At 62.9% G+C, this 17,032-nt stretch carries 18 protein-coding genes and 1 tRNA gene; 2 read left to right on the top strand and 17 right to left on the bottom strand.

Features of this window, described 5'->3' with window-relative positions; translation table 11 throughout:
• Positions 1-37: 37 nt before the first annotated feature.
• The 6 genes from OKW28_RS38855 to OKW28_RS38830 form a co-directional block, all read right to left on the bottom strand.
• The gene (locus OKW28_RS38855; RefSeq protein ID WP_429453306.1) at positions 38-655 is read right to left on the bottom strand and encodes a 50S ribosomal protein L25/general stress protein Ctc; all 618 of its coding nucleotides are present in this window, start codon (positions 653-655) and stop codon (positions 38-40) included.
• 163 nt (positions 656-818) lie between these two features.
• Positions 819-1,775, bottom strand: coding sequence for a ribose-phosphate pyrophosphokinase (locus OKW28_RS38850; RefSeq protein WP_008921698.1), 957 nt, complete (start codon positions 1,773-1,775; stop codon positions 819-821).
• A gap of 60 nt (positions 1,776-1,835) precedes the next feature.
• A tRNA-Gln gene (locus OKW28_RS38845) sits at positions 1,836-1,912 on the bottom strand.
• Positions 1,913-1,964: 52 nt separating this feature from the next.
• A complete protein-coding gene (gene ispE, locus OKW28_RS38840; protein ID WP_429453304.1) occupies positions 1,965-2,846 on the bottom strand; it encodes a 4-(cytidine 5'-diphospho)-2-C-methyl-D-erythritol kinase in 882 nt (293 codons plus the stop codon).
• Positions 2,847-2,935: 89 nt separating this feature from the next.
• On the bottom strand, positions 2,936-3,568 hold the full coding sequence (lolB, locus tag OKW28_RS38835) for a lipoprotein insertase outer membrane protein LolB (RefSeq protein WP_429453302.1): 633 nt from the start codon (positions 3,566-3,568) through the stop codon (positions 2,936-2,938).
• A complete protein-coding gene (locus tag OKW28_RS38830; protein ID WP_429453300.1) occupies positions 3,568-5,409 on the bottom strand; it encodes a tetratricopeptide repeat protein in 1,842 nt (613 codons plus the stop codon). The genes lolB and OKW28_RS38830 overlap by 1 nt, the downstream gene beginning before the upstream one ends.
• A gap of 87 nt (positions 5,410-5,496) precedes the next feature.
• On the opposite strand from OKW28_RS38830, the gene mutM reads away from it, so the two are divergent.
• Together mutM and mutY are read left to right on the top strand one after the other, a co-directional pair.
• The gene (mutM, locus tag OKW28_RS38825) at positions 5,497-6,327 is read left to right on the top strand and encodes a bifunctional DNA-formamidopyrimidine glycosylase/DNA-(apurinic or apyrimidinic site) lyase (protein WP_184053933.1); all 831 of its coding nucleotides are present in this window, start codon (positions 5,497-5,499) and stop codon (positions 6,325-6,327) included.
• Positions 6,328-6,334: 7 nt separating this feature from the next.
• Positions 6,335-7,468, top strand: coding sequence for an A/G-specific adenine glycosylase (gene mutY, locus OKW28_RS38820; protein ID WP_429453298.1), 1,134 nt, complete (start codon positions 6,335-6,337; stop codon positions 7,466-7,468).
• A gap of 68 nt (positions 7,469-7,536) precedes the next feature.
• Here mutY and OKW28_RS38815 read toward each other — a convergent pair whose 3' ends face one another.
• From OKW28_RS38815 to kdsD, 11 genes are all read right to left on the bottom strand, one after another.
• Positions 7,537-8,172 (bottom strand): LON peptidase substrate-binding domain-containing protein, encoded by a 636-nt coding sequence (locus OKW28_RS38815; RefSeq protein WP_013088324.1) that lies wholly within the window; start codon positions 8,170-8,172, stop codon positions 7,537-7,539.
• 39 nt (positions 8,173-8,211) lie between these two features.
• Positions 8,212-9,105: an RNase adapter RapZ gene (gene rapZ / locus OKW28_RS38810; protein WP_041734268.1), complete on the bottom strand. Its 894-nt coding sequence runs from the start codon at positions 9,103-9,105 to the stop codon at positions 8,212-8,214.
• 98 nt (positions 9,106-9,203) lie between these two features.
• Entirely contained in the window at positions 9,204-10,172 is a 969-nt protein-coding gene (gene hprK, locus OKW28_RS38805) for an HPr(Ser) kinase/phosphatase (protein WP_008921706.1), read from the bottom strand.
• Between the two features lie 80 nt (positions 10,173-10,252).
• Positions 10,253-10,768 (bottom strand): PTS sugar transporter subunit IIA, encoded by a 516-nt coding sequence (locus tag OKW28_RS38800; RefSeq protein WP_184026940.1) that lies wholly within the window; start codon positions 10,766-10,768, stop codon positions 10,253-10,255.
• Positions 10,769-11,110: 342 nt separating this feature from the next.
• Positions 11,111-11,467, bottom strand: coding sequence for a ribosome hibernation-promoting factor, HPF/YfiA family (gene hpf / locus OKW28_RS38795; RefSeq protein ID WP_027199628.1), 357 nt, complete (start codon positions 11,465-11,467; stop codon positions 11,111-11,113).
• Between the two features lie 170 nt (positions 11,468-11,637).
• Positions 11,638-13,155, bottom strand: coding sequence for an RNA polymerase factor sigma-54 (locus OKW28_RS38790; protein ID WP_429454601.1), 1,518 nt, complete (start codon positions 13,153-13,155; stop codon positions 11,638-11,640).
• Positions 13,156-13,348: 193 nt separating this feature from the next.
• Positions 13,349-14,125, bottom strand: a complete 777-nt coding sequence (lptB, locus tag OKW28_RS38785) for an LPS export ABC transporter ATP-binding protein (RefSeq protein ID WP_090805577.1) — start codon at positions 14,123-14,125, stop codon at positions 13,349-13,351.
• Between the two features lie 17 nt (positions 14,126-14,142).
• Entirely contained in the window at positions 14,143-14,814 is a 672-nt protein-coding gene (gene lptA, locus OKW28_RS38780) for a lipopolysaccharide transport periplasmic protein LptA (protein ID WP_429453296.1), read from the bottom strand.
• Positions 14,815-14,853: 39 nt separating this feature from the next.
• On the bottom strand, positions 14,854-15,441 hold the full coding sequence (lptC, locus tag OKW28_RS38775; protein WP_429453294.1) for an LPS export ABC transporter periplasmic protein LptC: 588 nt from the start codon (positions 15,439-15,441) through the stop codon (positions 14,854-14,856).
• The gene (locus OKW28_RS38770) at positions 15,438-15,998 is read right to left on the bottom strand and encodes a KdsC family phosphatase (RefSeq protein ID WP_184026959.1); all 561 of its coding nucleotides are present in this window, start codon (positions 15,996-15,998) and stop codon (positions 15,438-15,440) included. Before OKW28_RS38770 ends, lptC begins: the two co-directional genes overlap by 4 nt.
• Positions 15,998-16,981: an arabinose 5-phosphate isomerase KdsD gene (gene kdsD / locus OKW28_RS38765; RefSeq protein ID WP_090802947.1), complete on the bottom strand. Its 984-nt coding sequence runs from the start codon at positions 16,979-16,981 to the stop codon at positions 15,998-16,000. The genes OKW28_RS38770 and kdsD overlap by 1 nt, the downstream gene beginning before the upstream one ends.
• Between the last annotated feature and the right edge of the window lie 51 nt (positions 16,982-17,032).

The following is a 17,032-nucleotide window of genomic DNA, read 5'->3' as shown; positions in this document are numbered from 1 at the left end:
GGATCGAGAGGATTGCTTGCTTCGAACCGGAAGGCTCTTAAGCAGCCGGCGTTTCGCCGCCTTCAGCAGCAGCAGCGTCTTCAGCGATTGCGCCAGCGGGGATCGTTGCAGCAGCGACCACCGGGTTTTCCGCGTCGACGTGGGCCACGAGCGCCACACCTGCCGGCAACGGGATGTCCTTCGCGTGAACCGATTGACCTGCTTCGATCTTCGCGAGGTCGACTTCGATGAACTCCGGCAGTGCCGACGGCAAGCACTCGATTTCGATTTCGTTGAGGATGTGCGAAATCACCGCGCTCGACAGTTTCACTGCCGGGTTGGTTTCCTGGTTCATGAAGTGCAGCGGCACCTTGGTGTGCAGCTTCTTCGACGCGTCGACGCGCTGGAAGTCCACGTGCAGCACGAGCTGACGGAACGGGTGGTATTGCACGTCGCGCAGCAGAACCTGTTGCGACTTGCCTGCCACTTCCAGATCGAGGATCGACGAGTGGAAAACTTCTTTCTTCAGCGCGTGCCACAGGGCGTTGTGATCGAGTTCGATCAGTTGCGTGTCAGCGCCGGCGCCATAAACGATACCCGGGGTCTTGCCCGAGTTACGCAGGCGGCGGCTCGCACCCGTACCTTGCAGGGAACGCTCGAAAGCGACTACTTTCATTTTGAATCTCCAATGCACTGCCCGCGACCAGGCAGTAAAAACAGGGCCTCGAAGCCGTAATGGCTGAGGCCCAGGATAGCGGCAAGAACCTTCGTTCGTTCATGCCGATTGTGCAAAAACGCCGCGTGTCGCATGAAGCGGTACGCGGTGTCTTCGCAAATACTTAACTCTCAGCGAACAGCGACATCACCGAATCGCCGCGGCGGATGCGCGAGAACGTTTCGGCGAGCAAACCGGCGCTCGTCAGCGAACGGATCTTCGCGCACGAACGGGCTTCTTCGCCGAGCGGAATCGTGTCCGTGACAACGAGTTCGTCGAGTGCGGAAGCGGCGATACGCTCACCCGCGCCGCCCGACAGAACCGGGTGGGTGGCGTACGCGAATACCTGCTTCGCGCCGCGTTCCTTCAGAACCTGCGCGGCCTTGCACAGCGTGCCAGCCGTGTCGACCATGTCGTCCATGATCACGCAGGTGCGGCCTTCGACTTCACCGATGATGTTCATCACTTCGGCGACGTTCGCCTTCGGGCGACGCTTGTCGATGATCGCGAGATCGCAATTGAGTTGCTTCGCCAATGCACGGGCGCGGACCACACCGCCGACGTCCGGCGAAACTACCATCAGGTTGTCGTAGTTCTGCTTGCGCAGATCCCCGAGCAGCACGGGCGTTGCGTAGATGTTGTCGACCGGGATGTCGAAGAAGCCTTGAATCTGGTCGGCGTGCAGATCCATCGTGATGATCCGCTCGACACCGGCGATTTCCAGCATGTTCGCCACGACCTTAGCCGAGATGGCGACGCGCGCCGAACGCGGGCGACGATCCTGACGGGCATAACCGAAGTAGGGGATGGCTGCGGTGATCCGGCCTGCGGATGCGCGCTTGAGCGCATCGACCATGATCATCAGTTCCATCAGATTGTCGTTAGTCGGCGCACACGTGGATTGCAGGACGAAGACATCCTTGCCGCGCACGTTTTCCTGAATCTCGACTTGGATTTCACCGTCCGAGAAACGGCTAACCATTGCTTTGCCGAGGGGAATACCGAGGTTTTTGACGACTTCCTGTGCAAGCGCGGGATTTGCGTTGCCAGTAAAAACCATCAGGCCGTCATGGCTGCTCATCGTGCACCTACTTCAGGCTGGGGGCGGGAGAAATGCGATACAGCGAACTACGAGAATTTTTGGCAGGGGAGAAAGGATTCGAACCTTTGCATGCCGGAATCAAAATCCGGTGCCTTAACCAGCTTGGCGACTCCCCTACACTAACTTTGAGCTCCGCCGAACGTGGAGTTTCGTTCGACGATGCAAAACTTATGACGCGAAAGCAAAGAGTGGATGCTGATCCAAGCCCGCTGCTACTGCACTGTTCCACTCGCCGGGCAGTTTGGCTTGCGCCGCTTCTGCTTCAGCTTTGCTACGGAACGCTGCAAAAACACTGGCACCCGATCCGGACATCCGCGCTGGCGCGATGCTTCCAAACCACCGCAACACTTGCGCTACTTCCGCGTACTTTCCTACGACAACCTGCTGCATGTCATTCCGGCCGAAGCTTTCTGGCCACTCAGTGTTGCAGCTGAGTTCTGCGGGAAAGTCGGTAATTATGAGGGGCTTTGTATCTCTTGTCAACGCTTTTTCGGAAAAAATCGCTGCAGTCGGAACCTGCACCCTCGGCGTCACTATCAGGAAGTGACGCGGCGGCAATTGTACAACGTCTAATGATTCTCCGACACCCTCTGCAAACGCATTTTTTCCAAATACGAAGAAAGGCACGTCCGCGCCGAGTTTCAACGCAAGATCCTGCAACTCCTGACGTGGCAGATCGAGCTTCCACAGGCGATTGAGCGCGAGCAGCGTCGTCGCCGCATCGGAACTGCCGCCGCCGAGGCCCGCGCCCATCGGCAGGCGCTTGTCGATTTCGATATCGACGCCTTCGCGGGAGCCCGTATGTACCTTCAGCAACGTCGCGGCGCGTACGGTCAGGTCATGCTCGGGTGGCACGTCGGCGATTTCGGTGCGGCGCGTGATGAGACCGTCGTCGCGTCGCGTGAAGTGCAGCGTGTCGCCCCAGTCAAGCAACTGGAAGACCGTCTGCAGCGTGTGATAACCATCCGGCCGACGGCCGGTGATGTGCAGGAAGAGATTGAGTTTCGCTGGCGCGAGACAGTCGCGCAGCGAATTGGTTGTTTCGATCATGAGTGAAGGCTACATGCGCCACGGTGGTGCCAAACGGGTAGCAAGGTTACGTGAGCGGATGCTGGGACAAAAGGCCCAGCAAGAACGACTCACTGATCCAGCACGAGCTTGATGTCGAGTGGCGGCTCCGAGCGGCTCAGATTGAGGCGCTTCACGCCGGTGGCTGGTGCATCGGCATAGGCCACATAGTCGATCGTCCAGCCGTCCTGGGTGATCTGCTTCAGGCGCGACGGTTGCTCCGGATCCTTCTCGGTCTTCGCGCGCGAAGTCGGCGCCGGCGACGGTTGCAGCCAGTAGCGCAACCCTTCGACCGGCAGCGTGAAGCCGAGCGCGTTCTGCATCAGCGTCGACACGTTATCGGCGGTGAGCGGCTGGCGGTTCGGCAATTCGAGCGTGGCCGAAGCCGGCGACGAAGTCACGATGGCCAGCGTCTGGCCAAGCGGATTGCGCAACTGCAGCGTGACGGTGTCGCCCGTTTCGTGCCACGAGAAATTGCCGTAAGCGTTGCGCTGCTGGCCGTTCTGATCGTTGTATTGGATCGCGAAGCGGCCCTGATACGAGCGGCTCGTCTGCGCGGTGACTTCGGTGGCGGCGTTCGACGTGGACGGCCCCTGCGGCTTCACCGACGCGCAGCCGGCCAGCGCGACAACCGCCGCCGCCGCGAAACCAACCGCCATGCCGCGCGGCGCCCTGGAAAAAGAAATCAAACGGGAAAGACGCATCAAAGATCGTTTACCTGAAGACGTTGCAACGTTTTGACGAGAGTCTCGTTGTCGGGTTCGAGCTTGCGAGCCTCGCGAAACGCGGCGCGCGCCTGTTCCTGCTCGCCGGCCTTCCACAGCACTTCGCCGAGGTGCGCGCCGATTTCCGCGTTCGGCTGGAGGCTGTATGCCTTGCGCAGCAGCTTGATCGCATCGGCCGTGTTACCCATCCGGTACTTGACCCAGCCGACGCTGTCCATGATGAACGCATCGTTCGGTGCGAGCGCCGAGGCCTTCTCGACCAGCTTGTCCGCCTCTGGCAGGCGCTGGTTGCGATCTGCGAGCGAATAGCCGAGCGCGTTATACGCCTGCGGATTGTCCGGCTGCGTCTGCATCAGCTTGCGCAGCTGCGCTTCCATGATGTCGTAATGGCCGGTTTTCTCGGCGGCCATCGCGTAGTCGTAGGTGAGGTCGGGGTCGTCGGGAAAGCTCGCCGTGGCTTGCTGCAGACGCGCTTCGGCCTCCGGGTAGCGCTTCGCGTCGAACAGGATCGCCGCATCGGTGCGCGCGATCAGTGCCACATCACGCGGATCGGAGGTCTGCAAGTTGGAGAGCAACTGGCGCGCCTCCTCCGTCTTGCCCTGTTTCGCGAGCAGTTGTGCGTGGGTAATCTGCGCGGCCAGGTATTGTTGACTCGCTGGCGAGATCTTGTTCAGCCAGTCGCTCGCGGCCGCCTCATTCTTCTGTTCGAGCGCTAGCTGCGCGAGGTAGATGTAGCCCTGGCCCGCATCGGCACCGGGCGTCTTCTCGGCCTGCTGCGCGTACTGCACCAGATACGTCTGCGCTTCGGGGAGATTCTTCTGCTGGATCTTGATCAGCGCGAGCGCCATCAACGGTGTCAAGTCGTTGGGGTTTGCCTTGCGCATGAGCTCGAACTGCTTCTGCGCGTCGTCGAGACGGTCGCTGGCAAGATACATCTGCGCCAGCGCGAGCCGTGCGTCATGCGATTTCGGATTCTGCTGCACGTACTTTTCGAGCGACGCGATGCCTTCCTTGCGCTCCTCCGGACCCATTTGCGACAGCATCAACGCCGCCGGCAGATAGTCGGGCTTGATCGTGAGCGCCTGCTCGAGCGACTTGTGCGCGCCCGGCGCGTCGTCGGCCAGCAGCTGCTGACGTGCGAGGGCCAGTTGCGCCTCCGGCCGGTTCATGTCGTTCTTCAGCAGGTCCTGCAACACGTGCAGGCCACCGACGCGGTTCGGGCCGCGCGACAACAGCAGTTGCAGCGCGAGGATCGCGCTGCCGCGATTTTCCTCGGGTACGTTCGCCAGTTCTTGCGACAGGATCGGCGACGCATCGTCGGGCCTGCCAGACAGCACGAGCAGCGACGCGTCGAGCTGGGCGGCGCGTTCCGAACTCGGCGCGTACTGTTGCCACAGTTGCGCGGCGGCGAGCGCGTCCGACGGGCTCTGCGCCGCCAGCGCGATTTCGGTGGCGCGTTGCGCCATGCGCGGGTCGTGAGTATCGCGCGCGAGAGCGAGGTAGGTCTGATAGGCCGGTGCCGGCTGGTCGCGCTGCAGCGCGATCTCGGCGGCCAGCACCTGAAAGACGATCTGGCTCGACAGCGGTACGCCGGGCAGCGACTTTTCTTCTTCAGATGTTGCCGGACCCAGCGGGTCCGGCATCGTGACCGACGTGTCGTCGGAATCCGGCGACGGGTCCTGCGCATGCGCGGGCACGGCGGCCAGCGCCCACAATCCGAGCGCGGCTGCACCGAGCATCCGGCGAGCGAACACGGCGAGCGACACGTTGGACACGCGCGCGCGGCGCTTTGATAGCAGCTTCACGAAGGACACGTTCATGGAAATCCGTTCAATGTTTCAGTCGATTGTAACGCGCTCGCTACAATACGCGCACAACCACTCACGCAAGTAGCAGACCAATCAGCCATGCCAGAGTTGCCAGAAGTCGAGGTTACCCGACGGGGGATCGAACCGTATGTGTCCGGGCGCAAGGTTGAGCGCGTCGACGTGCGGACGGCCGCGCTGCGCTGGCCAATTCCGGCCGACCTTGCGAAAACCTTGCGCGGTCACGTGGTGCGCAAAGTCGAGCGACGCGGCAAGTATTTGCTGTTCGAAATCGACGCAGGGTGGTTCATCGTCCACCTCGGCATGACGGGCACGTTGCGCGTTCTGCGTCATGTGCCGCATCCGCCTGCCGCGGCGAAGCACGATCACGTCGACTGGATCTTCGACGACTTTATCCTGCGCTATCGTGATCCCCGCCGCTTCGGCGCGGTGCTGTGGCATCCGCGCGAAGCAGGCGACATCCTCGAACATCCGCTGCTCGCGAGCCTTGGCGTCGAGCCTTTCTCGCCGGCTTTTTCGGGCGCGCTGATGCATCGGGTGACGCGCGGGCGCAAGGTGTCGGTGAAGCAGGCGCTGCTGGCGGGGGACATCGTGGTCGGCGTGGGCAATATCTACGCGTCGGAGAGTCTGTTTCGCGCGGGCATCCGGCCGACCACCGCGGCGGGCCGCGTGTCGCTCGTGCGTTATGAACTGCTGGCCGATGCCGTGCGCGTGACGCTCGCCGCCGCGATCGACAAGGGCGGCAGCACGCTGCGCGATTTCGTAGGCAGCGACGGCGAAAGCGGCTATTTTCAGCTCGACTACTTCGTCTATGATCGCGCTGGCCTGCCATGCCGCGTGTGTGGAACGCCAATCAAACAGATCGTGCAGGGGCAACGCTCCACGTACTTCTGTCCCACTTGCCAGCGCTAGAGTCTCGATGCCTTCCCGCCTGACCCCAACGACCGGCGCGCGCTCGAGCGCGTCCGACACCACGCCCGCGTTTGCGCCGATGCCCGAGTTTTCCGCGCGGCTGATCGCGTGGCAGCGCCAGCACGGCCGCCACGATCTGCCGTGGCAGAACACGCGCGATCCGTATCGCATCTGGCTGTCCGAAATCATGCTGCAGCAGACCCAGGTGTCGACGGTGATTCCGTACTACGCGAAATTTCTCGCGCGTTTCCCGAATGTCGCCGCGCTCGCCGCCGCGCCGTCCGATGACGTGATGGCGCTGTGGGCCGGCCTCGGCTACTACACGCGCGCGCGCAATCTGCATCGCTGCGCGCAGGTCGTCGTCGAGCAGCATGGCGGCGCGTTTCCCGCGTCGGTCGATGAGCTCGCCGAGTTGCCCGGCATTGGCCGCTCGACGGCCGCGGCGATCGCATCGTTCGCGTTCGGCGCGCGCGCGACGATTCTCGACGGCAACGTGAAGCGCGTGCTTGCGCGCGTATTCGGCGTCGAAGGCTTTCCGGGCGAGAAGAAAGTCGAGAACGCAATGTGGACGCTCGCGGAGTCACTGCTGCCGTCGAATGCGTCGAACGCGGAGGTCAGCGGGTACACGCAGGGCTTGATGGATCTCGGCGCGACATTGTGCGTGCGTGGCAAACCCCATTGCTCGCGCTGTCCGTTCGCGCCGGACTGCGTTGCCAACGTCACCGGACGTCAACGTGAATTGCCGACCGCGCGCCCGAAGAAAGCGGTGCCGACACGCCGTACGTGGATGCTGGTGCTGCGCGACGGCAATGCGGTGATGCTCGAGCGGCGTCCACCGTCGGGCATCTGGGGTGGTCTGTGGAGTCTGCCCGAAGCTGCCGACGAAGCATCGCTGGCCGAGCGGGCGCGCGCGTTCGGCGGCGACGGCGAAGTGTCCGCGCTCGCGTCGTTCTCACACGTATTCACGCATTTCAAGCTCGATATCGAGCCGCGGCTTGCGGAGTTTGATCGCGGTGTCGGCGCCCTGGCCGCGCTCAACGATGCGGACACCGCATGGGTTGCGCTCAGCAATCTGGATTCGTTCGGCGTGCCGGCGCCGGTGCGCAAGCTGCTCGCCAGTCTGCATGGTTCGATGCTCTAGCGGAATGGATCGGAGGTGCTGAGCGGGCGACTTGGGTCCGGCGCGGCAGCATTCACGACTTCAGGATTTCACAGCAACTGATGCTGTTGCATGTAGTGATGCACGACGTCGATGCGCGCGCCGGCATCGGTTAATTCCATCAGCTTTTGCCGTGCGCGCAACGCGATTGGCAGCACCTCGGCGAGACGGTTCGACACCCACGACGGATCGTCGAGCCGGAACGGCTCGGCGAACGGTAGGCTGTCCGGATCGCGTTCGCGGATCGTTGCGATGATCCGCTCGAGCACTTCCGCGCACGCGCCGAATTTGGCCAATAGCTCATTGCCCTCGAGCGGGAGATCATCGGCGAGCGGCTCGGCCATGCCGACCAGCAGACCGCTCGCTTCGACGCGATGCGATAACAGACGAAAGCGCTTCGTGCCGCGTGCGCGAATCAGCAGCATGCCGAATGCTTCGACGTCGCACTCGTCGATTTCGGCGAGACAGCCGATCGTTTCGGGTACCGAAGGTTCTTCCTCGCGCGCGACTTCGGCGCCGCTTTTCAGCATACAAACGCCGAACGGTGTTTTTTCGCGCAGACAGTCGCGCGCCATGTCGAGGTAGCGTGCTTCGAAGATTTTGAGCGGCAGCAAGCCATCGGGAAATAGCACCGTATGCAGCGGAAACAGCGGCAAATCGGCGTACACAGTAGGCGTAGAGGACATGGCGCAACGCTTCGGGTTAAGGCCGCGCGATGCGGCCGGTTAAGCCACCAGCTTCGATGATTCGCCGACGTCGACCGGCGCATCGCGGTGCCGCACAATCACATTCGCCGATGTTGCGAGACGCGCGGCAAGCGTCTCTGCGATGAATACCGAGCGGTGCTGGCCGCCCGTGCAACCGATCGCGACGGTCAGGTAGCTGCGATTGTCGTCGCGGAAATGCGGCAGCCACTTGGACAGATACTTCTCGATGTCGTCGATCATCTCGTGGACGACCGGCTGCGCATCGAGAAAATCCATCACCGGTTTGTCGAGGCCGGTGAGCGGCCTCAATTCATGATCGTAGTATGGGTTCGGCAGCGTGCGGACGTCGAATACGAAATCCGCGTCGAGCGGTACGCCGCGCTTGAAGCCGAACGACTCGAACATCAGCACGAGCCCCGCGTCCTCCTGTTCGATGAAGCGCTTGACCCATGCGCGCAGCACGTTCGCGCGCAGATTGCTCGTGTCGATCTGATGGCCGAATTCGGCAAGTCCCGCGACCAGTTCGCGCTCGCGTTCGATCGCTTCGGCGAGCGACGTGAGCAGGCCAACGTCCGCGTCGTGCGCGGGCGAGCCGGACAGCGGATGGCGGCGACGCGTTTCGGAAAAGCGTTGAATCAGCGACTGCGTGCTCGCGCTCAGGAACAGCACGCGCACGTCGTGCGAGCGCTTGAGGTCGCGGATCATCGCGGGCATTTCGTCGAGCGACGAACCGGAGCGCGCGTCGATCGCGACCGCGAGACGATCCTGGCCGTCCGCGGCGAGGTAGGTGGCGAGTTGCTGCAGAAAACGCGGCGGCAGATTATCGACGCAGTAATAACCCGCGTCTTCGAGCGCGTTCAGGGCAACGGATTTGCCGGAGCCGGAGATACCGGTGATCAGGATTATGCGCATGGAGTCGTCGAAAGCGTAGATTTCATCATAGCATCTGGCCTCCATGCGCGTGCCCGCGGCCTGCCTTCTGCGGGCGCTTCATGGCGCTGTGGCGGGCTTCAGATCAGCTTGCCGGGAAACTGGCTATCGGGATCCTGCATGGCGAGACGTTGCCGATCCATGAAATCGCGCAGCGTGTCGATACCGCGCAGCTGCAGAATCGTGTTGCGCACGGCCGCTTCGACCAGCACCGCGAGGTTGCGGCCGGCGGCCACCTGGATCGTCACCTTGCTGATCGGTAGGCCGAGCACGTCGACGGTCTGGCTTTCCAGCGGCAGCCGCTGGAATTCGCCGTCGGGGCGGCGCACCAGTTGCACGATCAGCTTCAGTTTCATTTTGCGGCGAACCGCCGTTTCGCCGAAGATCGTCTTGATGTCGAGCAGACCGAGGCCGCGAACTTCGAGCAGGTTCTGCAGCAGCGGCGGACAGCGTCCTTCGACGAAGTCCGGGCCGAGGCGCACGAAGTCGACAGCGTCGTCGGCGACGAGACCGTGGCCTCGGCTAATCAGTTCGAGGCCGAGCTCGCTCTTGCCGAGGCCCGAGTCGCCGGTCAGCAACACGCCCATGCCGAGGATGTCGAGAAACACGCCGTGCAGCGTCGCGCGCGGCGCGAGAATGCGCGACATGTAAAGACGCAGACTATCGATGACTGCGGCCGCCGAGGTCGGCGTCGTGAACAGCGGCGTCGACGAGCGCGTGCAGCGCAGCACCAGCTCCGGCGGCGCCGCGACTCCGCCCGCGACGACGAGAAACGGCGGCTCCAGCGCGATCAACTCGGCCATGTGGCGCGAGCGGTCTTCGTCGGTCTGACGTTTGTAGTAGTCGATTTCAGCGTCGCCGAGCACCTGGATCCGGTTGGGGTGGATCAGGTTCAGGTGGCCGACGAGGTCGGCGCTCGACGTGGCATTGGCGACCGATTCCGAAGAAAAGCCGCGCTCCCAGCCTTCATGCCCCGTGAGCCAGCTGAGCTTCAGCATGGCGGCGTTGTCGTCGAAAATGCTCTGGGCGTTGATGCTGGACGTATCCATGAGTCAGTGACTCCAGTGTGAGCCGCTTACCGGGCCTTACCTGCGTGTATGTGCGTGCATGAACTACTGCCGCCGTTGCATCAAGGTTGCCACTGAGTAAGCAGGCGATGCAACGATTCGCGTTCTTCTTCCGTGTGCAGCCGCTCGCGGGCGTCGCGATCGGACAGCAATTGCGCAATCTCGGAAAGAATTTCGAGGTGCTGTTGAGTGGCCTGTTCGGGGACGAGCAGGAAGATCAGCAGCGAGACCGGCTGGCCGTCCGGCGCTTCGAAGGGGATCGGTTCGGCGAGTCTGACGAATGCAGCGAGCGGCTGCTTGAGGCCCTTGATCCGCCCATGCGGGATCGCGACGCCTTCGCCGAGCCCGGTCGAGCCGAGTCGTTCTCGCGCAAAAAGATTGTCTGTGACGGTACTGCGGGCGATGCCGTTCTGGTTCTCGAAGATCAGGCCCGCTTGCTCGAACACGCGTTTCTTGCTGGTGACCGATAGTCCGATGACGACGTTCTCGAGGGGAAGAAATTTGGCTAAACGATTCATTTTGACAGGCGAAAACGTGGCCTGAGTTCTCCCCACCGGGGCGGTTGAGTGACGTTCCATTCGTTCGATGCTGGCGAAGACGGACGGTCAGCGTCGATCGCGAAAGCGTTAGATTTCGATCGGCCGTACTTCATCAGAGCTGGCTTGACCCCGATGGTAACCGGAACATTATAGAACAGGGTGACGGCCGATGGTGCGGCGCGCCATCTATGCATATCAGGTTTTTCAGCGCTTGCGCCGCGGCACATGTCGCGCTGCGCAAACCTCTGCGGGAATGGTTGGGGTCGGCCTCGGCGAGACGCATCGGCGGTGAGCGGGAACCGGGGCGCTGAAACGAAAAACCGCCCGGTCGCGGGCGGCTCGACGAGTTCAAGGGAAATGAGGAATTTCCTCTAATTTCTCCTATTGCGGCGGCACGTCCAGTTGCGGCGCCGGCTGATACTTGATCGCTTCGTGCTGATGGCCTTGCAGACGATCCTTGTGGCGTATCACCTGCCTGTCGAGCTTGTCGATCATCAGATCGATTGCAGCGTACAAATCGCTGTCACAACTCTCGACGAAGATATCCTTACCCTTCAGATGGAGGTTGATTTCCACCTTTTGACGCTTGTCCTTTTCCTTATGGTTGTCGACCGAGAGGACCACACTGCCGTCGATGACCTGATCGAAATGTCTTAGCACCCTGTCCAGTTTGGTGATCACGTATTCGCGCAACGCAGGCGTTACTTCGAGGTGGTGTCCACTGATCTTGAGATTCATAGTGCTTCTCCAAGCTAATGGCCGCTTGGTCCGCACAATGACAGAGGTCCGGTCGATCTGACGGCTTGCCTGTGTCGCCCCCCGGTGACGGACATCTGGCAGGTCGCAGCGGCCGGCCTGTCCGCCAGGTGCGGAGCGGCCGGTAAATGCCCGCTGCAAAACGCGGCGGGCTACAGAGACTTGCGCAGGTTGACTGCCGGGATTCTGAGCGCCTCACGGTATTTCGCAACGGTACGCCGTGCGACCACGAAGCCCTGTTCCGCCAGCAGTTCGGCTATGCGACTGTCTGAAAGTGGCGATTTCGGGTTTTCCGCTCCTATCAGTTGTTTGATCAGCGCGCGAATGGCCGTGGAGGAGGCCGCGCCGCCGGTGTCCGTCGAAACGTGTGAGCCGAAAAAGTACTTGAATTCCAGCGTCCCGAATGGGGTCAGCATGTATTTGCCGGTTGTCACACGCGAGACAGTCGACTCGTGTAGGCCCAGCGTATCAGCTATTTCCCGCAAAACCAAGGGGCGCATGGCAATTTCGCCGTGCACAAAAAAGCTCTTTTGACGCTCGACAATTGCCTGCGCAACCCGCAGGATCGTCTCGAAACGCTGCTGGATATTTTTGATCAGCCAGCGTGCTTCCTGCAGTTGCTGGCGCAACGAACCACTGCCCGGATCGCCGCGGTTATTGCGCAGAATATTCGCGTATAGATGGTTAATCCGCAGCTTCGGCACTACCTCGGGATTCAGCTCCGCCTGCCAGCCCTGTGCCGTTTTGCGCACCATGATGTCAGGCACCACGTAGTCCGCTTCGGCCTTGCCATAGGCCGCGCCCGGAAATGGTTCGAGCGAGCGGATCAGCACATGCGCGTCGCGCAGATCGTCGTCGCTGGCCTTAAGGTACTTGCGCAGCCGCGTGAAATCGCGCGCGGCGAGCAGTTCCAGGTAATGGCTGACAATGTCTAGCGCAAGCGTGCGCGTGGGCGATGGCTCGAGCCGCAGCAACTGCAGCTTCAGACATTCGGACGCGGAGCGCGCGCCGACACCTGATGGGTCGAAGCTATGCAGCAGCGCAAGCGCGGCGTTCAGTTCGTCGACGTCGACTTCGAGTTCTTCGGGCAGGTCAGCCAGCACTTCTTCGAGCGTGGCGGCGAGATAGCCGTCGTCGTCCAGCGATTCGATCAGGAACGTGATGAGCGCGCGGTCGCGCTGGCTCGCCTGGGTGACGCGCAGTTGCGCCATCAGGTGGTCGCGCAGCGACGTGCTCGATTCGTGGATTTGCAGCGGGGGCAGGTCGTCGTCGTCCGACGCGTTGCCGGAGCGGCCGTAGTCGTCCAGGTTCCACTGCGAGGTATCGCCGCCGCCGTCGCCCGAAAGGCCATTGTATTCGTCGACACCCTGCGGCTCGCCGCTTTCGGCTCGCTCGCCGTTGCCCTCGGACGATGCCGAACCGTTGCCGGCCATCGGATCGGCCGGCGCCGAGGAGCCCGGTGTCTGGGCGATCACGGAACCGTCGCCTGCCACCCGCAACGGGCTCGCGATCCACTCGTCTTCGTTTTCGAGGAGAGGATTCTGCGAGATCGCCATGGCGACTTCCTGCTGCAGTTCGAGCGTCGACAACTGAAGCAGTCGGATGGACTGTTGCAGTTGCGGCGTGAGCGCAAGATGCTGCGATAGGCGGAGTTGGAGGCTGGCTTTCATGGCAAGTTGAGATTCATTGTAGAGAGTTTGCCACGACCGCGATACCTTGCGGCACTCGCAATTTTTGGGTACGCCCAATTTGGCGCGCCGCGCGGCGCCACCTTGCGCCGCCTGACAACGAATGTGCGGGTGCCGCAATAATGGCGCCGCGGCCGGCCGCGCGCGCTCGCGTGGCCGGGGACGCCGTGTGTGCTTACATGCGGAAGTGCTCGCCCAGATAGACGCGCCGCACGCTTTCGTTTTCGATGATGTCGCTAGGCGCGCCGGCGGCCAGCACGCTGCCGTCGCTGATGATGTACGCGTGATCGCAGATACCTAGCGTTTCGCGCACGTTGTGGTCGGTGATCAGGACGCCGATATTGCGCTGCTTCAAGAACTTGACGATTTTCTGGATTTCCAGCACCGCGATCGGGTCGACGCCGGCGAACGGTTCGTCGAGCAGAATGAAGCTAGGATTGGTTGCCAGCGCGCGCGCAATTTCAACCCGACGACGCTCGCCGCCCGACAGCGAGAGCGCCGGATTTTCACGCAGATGCGCGATCTGAAGCTCGTCGAGCAGCGCTTCGGTGCGTGACGTGATCACGTCTTTGCCGAGGCGCTTGCCGTTTTCGTCGTGCTGCAATTCCAGCACCGCGCGAATATTCTGCTCGACGCTCAACTTACGGAACACCGACGCTTCCTGCGGCAGATATGACAGGCCGAGCGATGCGCGTTTGTGAATGGGCAGCAGGCTGATCGACTTGCCGTCCAGATCGATTTCGCCGGCGTCGAGCGGCACGAGGCCGACGATCATGTAGAACGACGTGGTCTTGCCGGCGCCGTTCGGGCCGAGCAGGCCGACCACTTCGCCGCTCTTCACGTCGAGCGACACGTCCTTGACAACCGTGCGCGAGCCATAGCGCTTCTTCAGATTGCGCACGACCAGCGAACTGCTGGTGCCGGCCGGCTTCCGATGGGGGAGGGGCGCGATGGTGCTGCTCATGGTGCTCACTGGTTCGGCGCTCCCTGGATCGAGTTGGACGGCGTGAGCGTGGCCGACGCGCCGGTCAGCGGCGCGGCGCCGGCGTTGCGCGGCGAGAGCATGGCGCGCACGCGGCCGGTCGGGTTGCCCGGACCTGCGACGTCCTTGCCTGCCTTCGCGGTGTAGAAATCGTTCTGGCCGTCGTAGGTGATCACGCTACCGTGCACCTGGTCGAGCAGCGTCGTCATGCTCTGCAGGCGGCGCACCGTCGCGTTGGTGGTCAGCGTGGTCAGATCCTGCTTGCCGTCGTAGTCGATACGGATCGCCGTACCCTCGATGTATTCGTCGAGCCCTTCGCGCTTCTGGCGGAAATACGACAGATTGCCGCCGCTCGAGGTGCCGGTCGCGAATTGGTAGCCCTGCGGGTCTTGCGACACTTCGACGCGATCGGCCTTGATCAGGATCGTCCCTTTGGTGGCCACCACGTGGCCGGTGAAGATGCTGACCTGCCGCAGGTCGTCGTAAGTCATGTTGTCCGCTTCGATGTTCAGCGGCTTGTCTTTGTCGGCGCGGTCCGCGTGCGCAAGCGGCGCGAAGCCGACGAGCGGCAGCGCGACGACGAGCGCAGCGAGTGCGGCGCGGCACGCGGACAGCGCGCGCGAACGGCCGGTATCAAAACGGGGGTGCGATTCGTTCATGCAGTCACGCCTGGAATGGATTACCCGGTATGCGTTGGCTTAGTGGCCGGAATCGGACGCGGCGATTGCGCCTCTTACATTGCCGAACAGTTGCATAAACCGGGTGACATTGTTGTATTTCATGCCGCTGGCAGTCATCACGGACATGCCGCGCTGAAGTTTAACTGGCTTTTCAGTCTCGATCACATCGTCGTTGACGAGGACCCTGAAATGCTCGGAATCGGCCTGCATCTGCGGGTCGCCGCCGCCGGGCGCGCGCAGGATGCGCGCGTTCTGGTACAGATTGACGATCGACGCATCCGCGTTGACCGTGCCCGTGTCGCCGGTCGCGGTGACGATCGGCTTGCCGGGCTGGAACGCACGCATCGCCGGCTTGACGAGGTCGCTCATTTCGTCGTCCTCGTAATGGACCAGCGACTTCGCGGTCAGCCGGTACTGCGTCGCGCCCGACTGGTCGAGCTCGGACACCGAAAAGTCGTCGGCGAAGTAGTCCGGCGTGTGTTCCTTCGGGCGCACCTCGTCGTCGGTCTTGCGCGGCAACGTGGCTTGCAGCAGCCACCACGTGATGCCGGCGAGCGCCGCCATCGCGATGAGCGGGATCAGCGAAGTCAGGCGAAACTGGTTCATCCCACGAGGCCCCGTTGCTCGCCGCTGCACGCCGCCGCGAGCAGTGCTTCATATTTGTGCTGGGCACGCAGCAGCGTGTCGCACACTTCGCGCGCCGCGCCGTAACCGCCGCGCGCCTCGCTGACCCAGTGGGCGCGCGCGATCACTTCGGGATGCGAATTGGCCGGCGCGGCCGCGAAGCCGACGCGCAGCATCACCGCGAGATCGACCCAGTCGTCGCCCATGTAGCCGCAGTCCTCGGCGGTGAGGCCGGTTTGCCGCAGCAGGTCGGCGAACGCCTGTGGCTTGTCCTGCACGCCCTGGTAGACATGCGCGATGTTCATTTCTTTCGCCCGCGCGGCCACGATGCCGGACTTGCGCCCGGTGATGAGCGCCGTTTCGATGCCGGCCTGGCGCAGCAGCTTCATGCCGTGGCCGTCCATCGAGTTGAAGCCTTTCATCGTGTCGCCTTCCGCCGTGAACAGCAGGCCGCCGTCGGTCAGTACGCCGTCGACGTCGAAAATCATCAGCTTCACGCGGCTTGCGCGTTCGGTAGCGGTAGGGGGAGCAACGGCCATCAGATCACCTTCTTCGAAAACAGGTCGTGCATGTTGAGCGCGCCGATCAGCTTGCCCGTTTCGTCGACGACCAGCATCTGATTGATGCGATAACGCTCCATCAGTTCCACGGCTTCGACCGCGAGATGATCCGGCCCGATCGTGCGCGGGCCCGCGGTCATCACCGAGGCGATCGGCAGCTGGCGGAAATCGCCGTCGCGTTCGAGCACGCGGCGCAGGTCGCCATCGGTGAAGATGCCCGTCACACGGCCCTCGCGGTCGACGACCGAGGTCATGCCCATGCGCTTCGCGGTCAGTTGAAAGAGGGCATCGCTGACGGTTGCCTCAGGGGTGACCTGCGGCAACTGGTCGCCGGTGCGCATGACGTCGCGCACGTAGGTGAGCAGGCGTCGGCCGAGCGCGCCGCCCGGATGCGAGCGCGCGAAGTCGTCGCGGCCGAAGCCGCGCGCGTCGAGCACCGCGACCGCGAGCGCATCGCCGAGCGCGAGCGCGGCGGTGGTGCTGGCGGTGGGCGCGAGATTCATCGGACAGGCTTCCTTCGCGACGCCGGAATTCAGATGCACATCCGCGAGTTGCGCGAGGCTAGAGCCAGGACGGCCCGTCATCGCGATCAGCTTCGCGCCGATCCGCTTGATGAGCGGCAGGATCGCCATCAGCTCCTCGGTTTCGCCCGAATTGGACAGCGCGAGAAATACGTCGTCGGCGGTCACCATGCCGAGGTCGCCGTGGCTTGCTTCCGCCGGATGCACGAAGAACGCGGGTGTGCCGGTGCTTGCCAGCGTGGCCGCGAGTTTGCGGGCCACGTGGCCGGATTTACCGATGCCGGAGACGACCACGCGTCCACGGCAACCCAGGATGAAATCGACCGCGCCGACGAAACTGCCGTCGAGCTGGTCGCGAAGCGCGCGCACGGCGTCCGCTTCGATGTCGAGTACGTCGCGAGCAAGCGTGAGTGCCCTGTCGCCATTGATTTTCGCTATCATTCGCGGAGTATAGCAAAGGCGCCTGTTCGCCGCCCCTGGCCTGCTGTGCCG

Source organism: Paraburkholderia sp. 40, assembly GCF_050434105.1.
Classification (GTDB): Bacteria; Pseudomonadota; Gammaproteobacteria; order Burkholderiales; family Burkholderiaceae; genus Paraburkholderia; species Paraburkholderia tuberum.
This window is presented reverse-complemented; position numbering and strand designations above follow the sequence as displayed.

Excerpts from the sequence above, each read along its gene's own strand:
- OKW28_RS38855 (WP_429453306.1), bottom strand. The coding sequence starts at position 655 with ATGAAAGTAGTCGCTTTCGAGCGTTCCCTGCAAGGTACGGGTGCGAGC.
- OKW28_RS38850 (WP_008921698.1), bottom strand. The coding sequence starts at position 1,775 with ATGAGCAGCCATGACGGCCTGATGGTTTTTACTGGCAACGCAAATCCC.
- ispE (WP_429453304.1), bottom strand. The coding sequence starts at position 2,846 with ATGATCGAAACAACCAATTCGCTGCGCGACTGTCTCGCGCCAGCGAAA.
- lolB (WP_429453302.1), bottom strand. The coding sequence starts at position 3,568 with ATGCGTCTTTCCCGTTTGATTTCTTTTTCCAGGGCGCCGCGCGGCATG.
- OKW28_RS38830 (WP_429453300.1), bottom strand. The coding sequence starts at position 5,409 with ATGAACGTGTCCTTCGTGAAGCTGCTATCAAAGCGCCGCGCGCGCGTG.
- mutM (WP_184053933.1), top strand. The coding sequence starts at position 5,497 with ATGCCAGAGTTGCCAGAAGTCGAGGTTACCCGACGGGGGATCGAACCG.
- mutY (WP_429453298.1), top strand. The coding sequence starts at position 6,335 with ATGCCTTCCCGCCTGACCCCAACGACCGGCGCGCGCTCGAGCGCGTCC.
- OKW28_RS38815 (WP_013088324.1), bottom strand. The coding sequence starts at position 8,172 with ATGTCCTCTACGCCTACTGTGTACGCCGATTTGCCGCTGTTTCCGCTG.
- rapZ (WP_041734268.1), bottom strand. The coding sequence starts at position 9,105 with ATGCGCATAATCCTGATCACCGGTATCTCCGGCTCCGGCAAATCCGTT.
- hprK (WP_008921706.1), bottom strand. The coding sequence starts at position 10,172 with ATGGATACGTCCAGCATCAACGCCCAGAGCATTTTCGACGACAACGCC.
- OKW28_RS38800 (WP_184026940.1), bottom strand. The coding sequence starts at position 10,768 with ATGGAACGTCACTCAACCGCCCCGGTGGGGAGAACTCAGGCCACGTTT.
- hpf (WP_027199628.1), bottom strand. The coding sequence starts at position 11,467 with ATGAATCTCAAGATCAGTGGACACCACCTCGAAGTAACGCCTGCGTTG.
- OKW28_RS38790 (WP_429454601.1), bottom strand. The coding sequence starts at position 13,155 with ATGAAAGCCAGCCTCCAACTCCGCCTATCGCAGCATCTTGCGCTCACG.
- lptA (WP_429453296.1), bottom strand. The coding sequence starts at position 14,814 with ATGAACGAATCGCACCCCCGTTTTGATACCGGCCGTTCGCGCGCGCTG.
- lptC (WP_429453294.1), bottom strand. The coding sequence starts at position 15,441 with ATGAACCAGTTTCGCCTGACTTCGCTGATCCCGCTCATCGCGATGGCG.
- OKW28_RS38770 (WP_184026959.1), bottom strand. The coding sequence starts at position 15,998 with ATGGCCGTTGCTCCCCCTACCGCTACCGAACGCGCAAGCCGCGTGAAG.
- kdsD (WP_090802947.1), bottom strand. The coding sequence starts at position 16,981 with ATGATAGCGAAAATCAATGGCGACAGGGCACTCACGCTTGCTCGCGAC.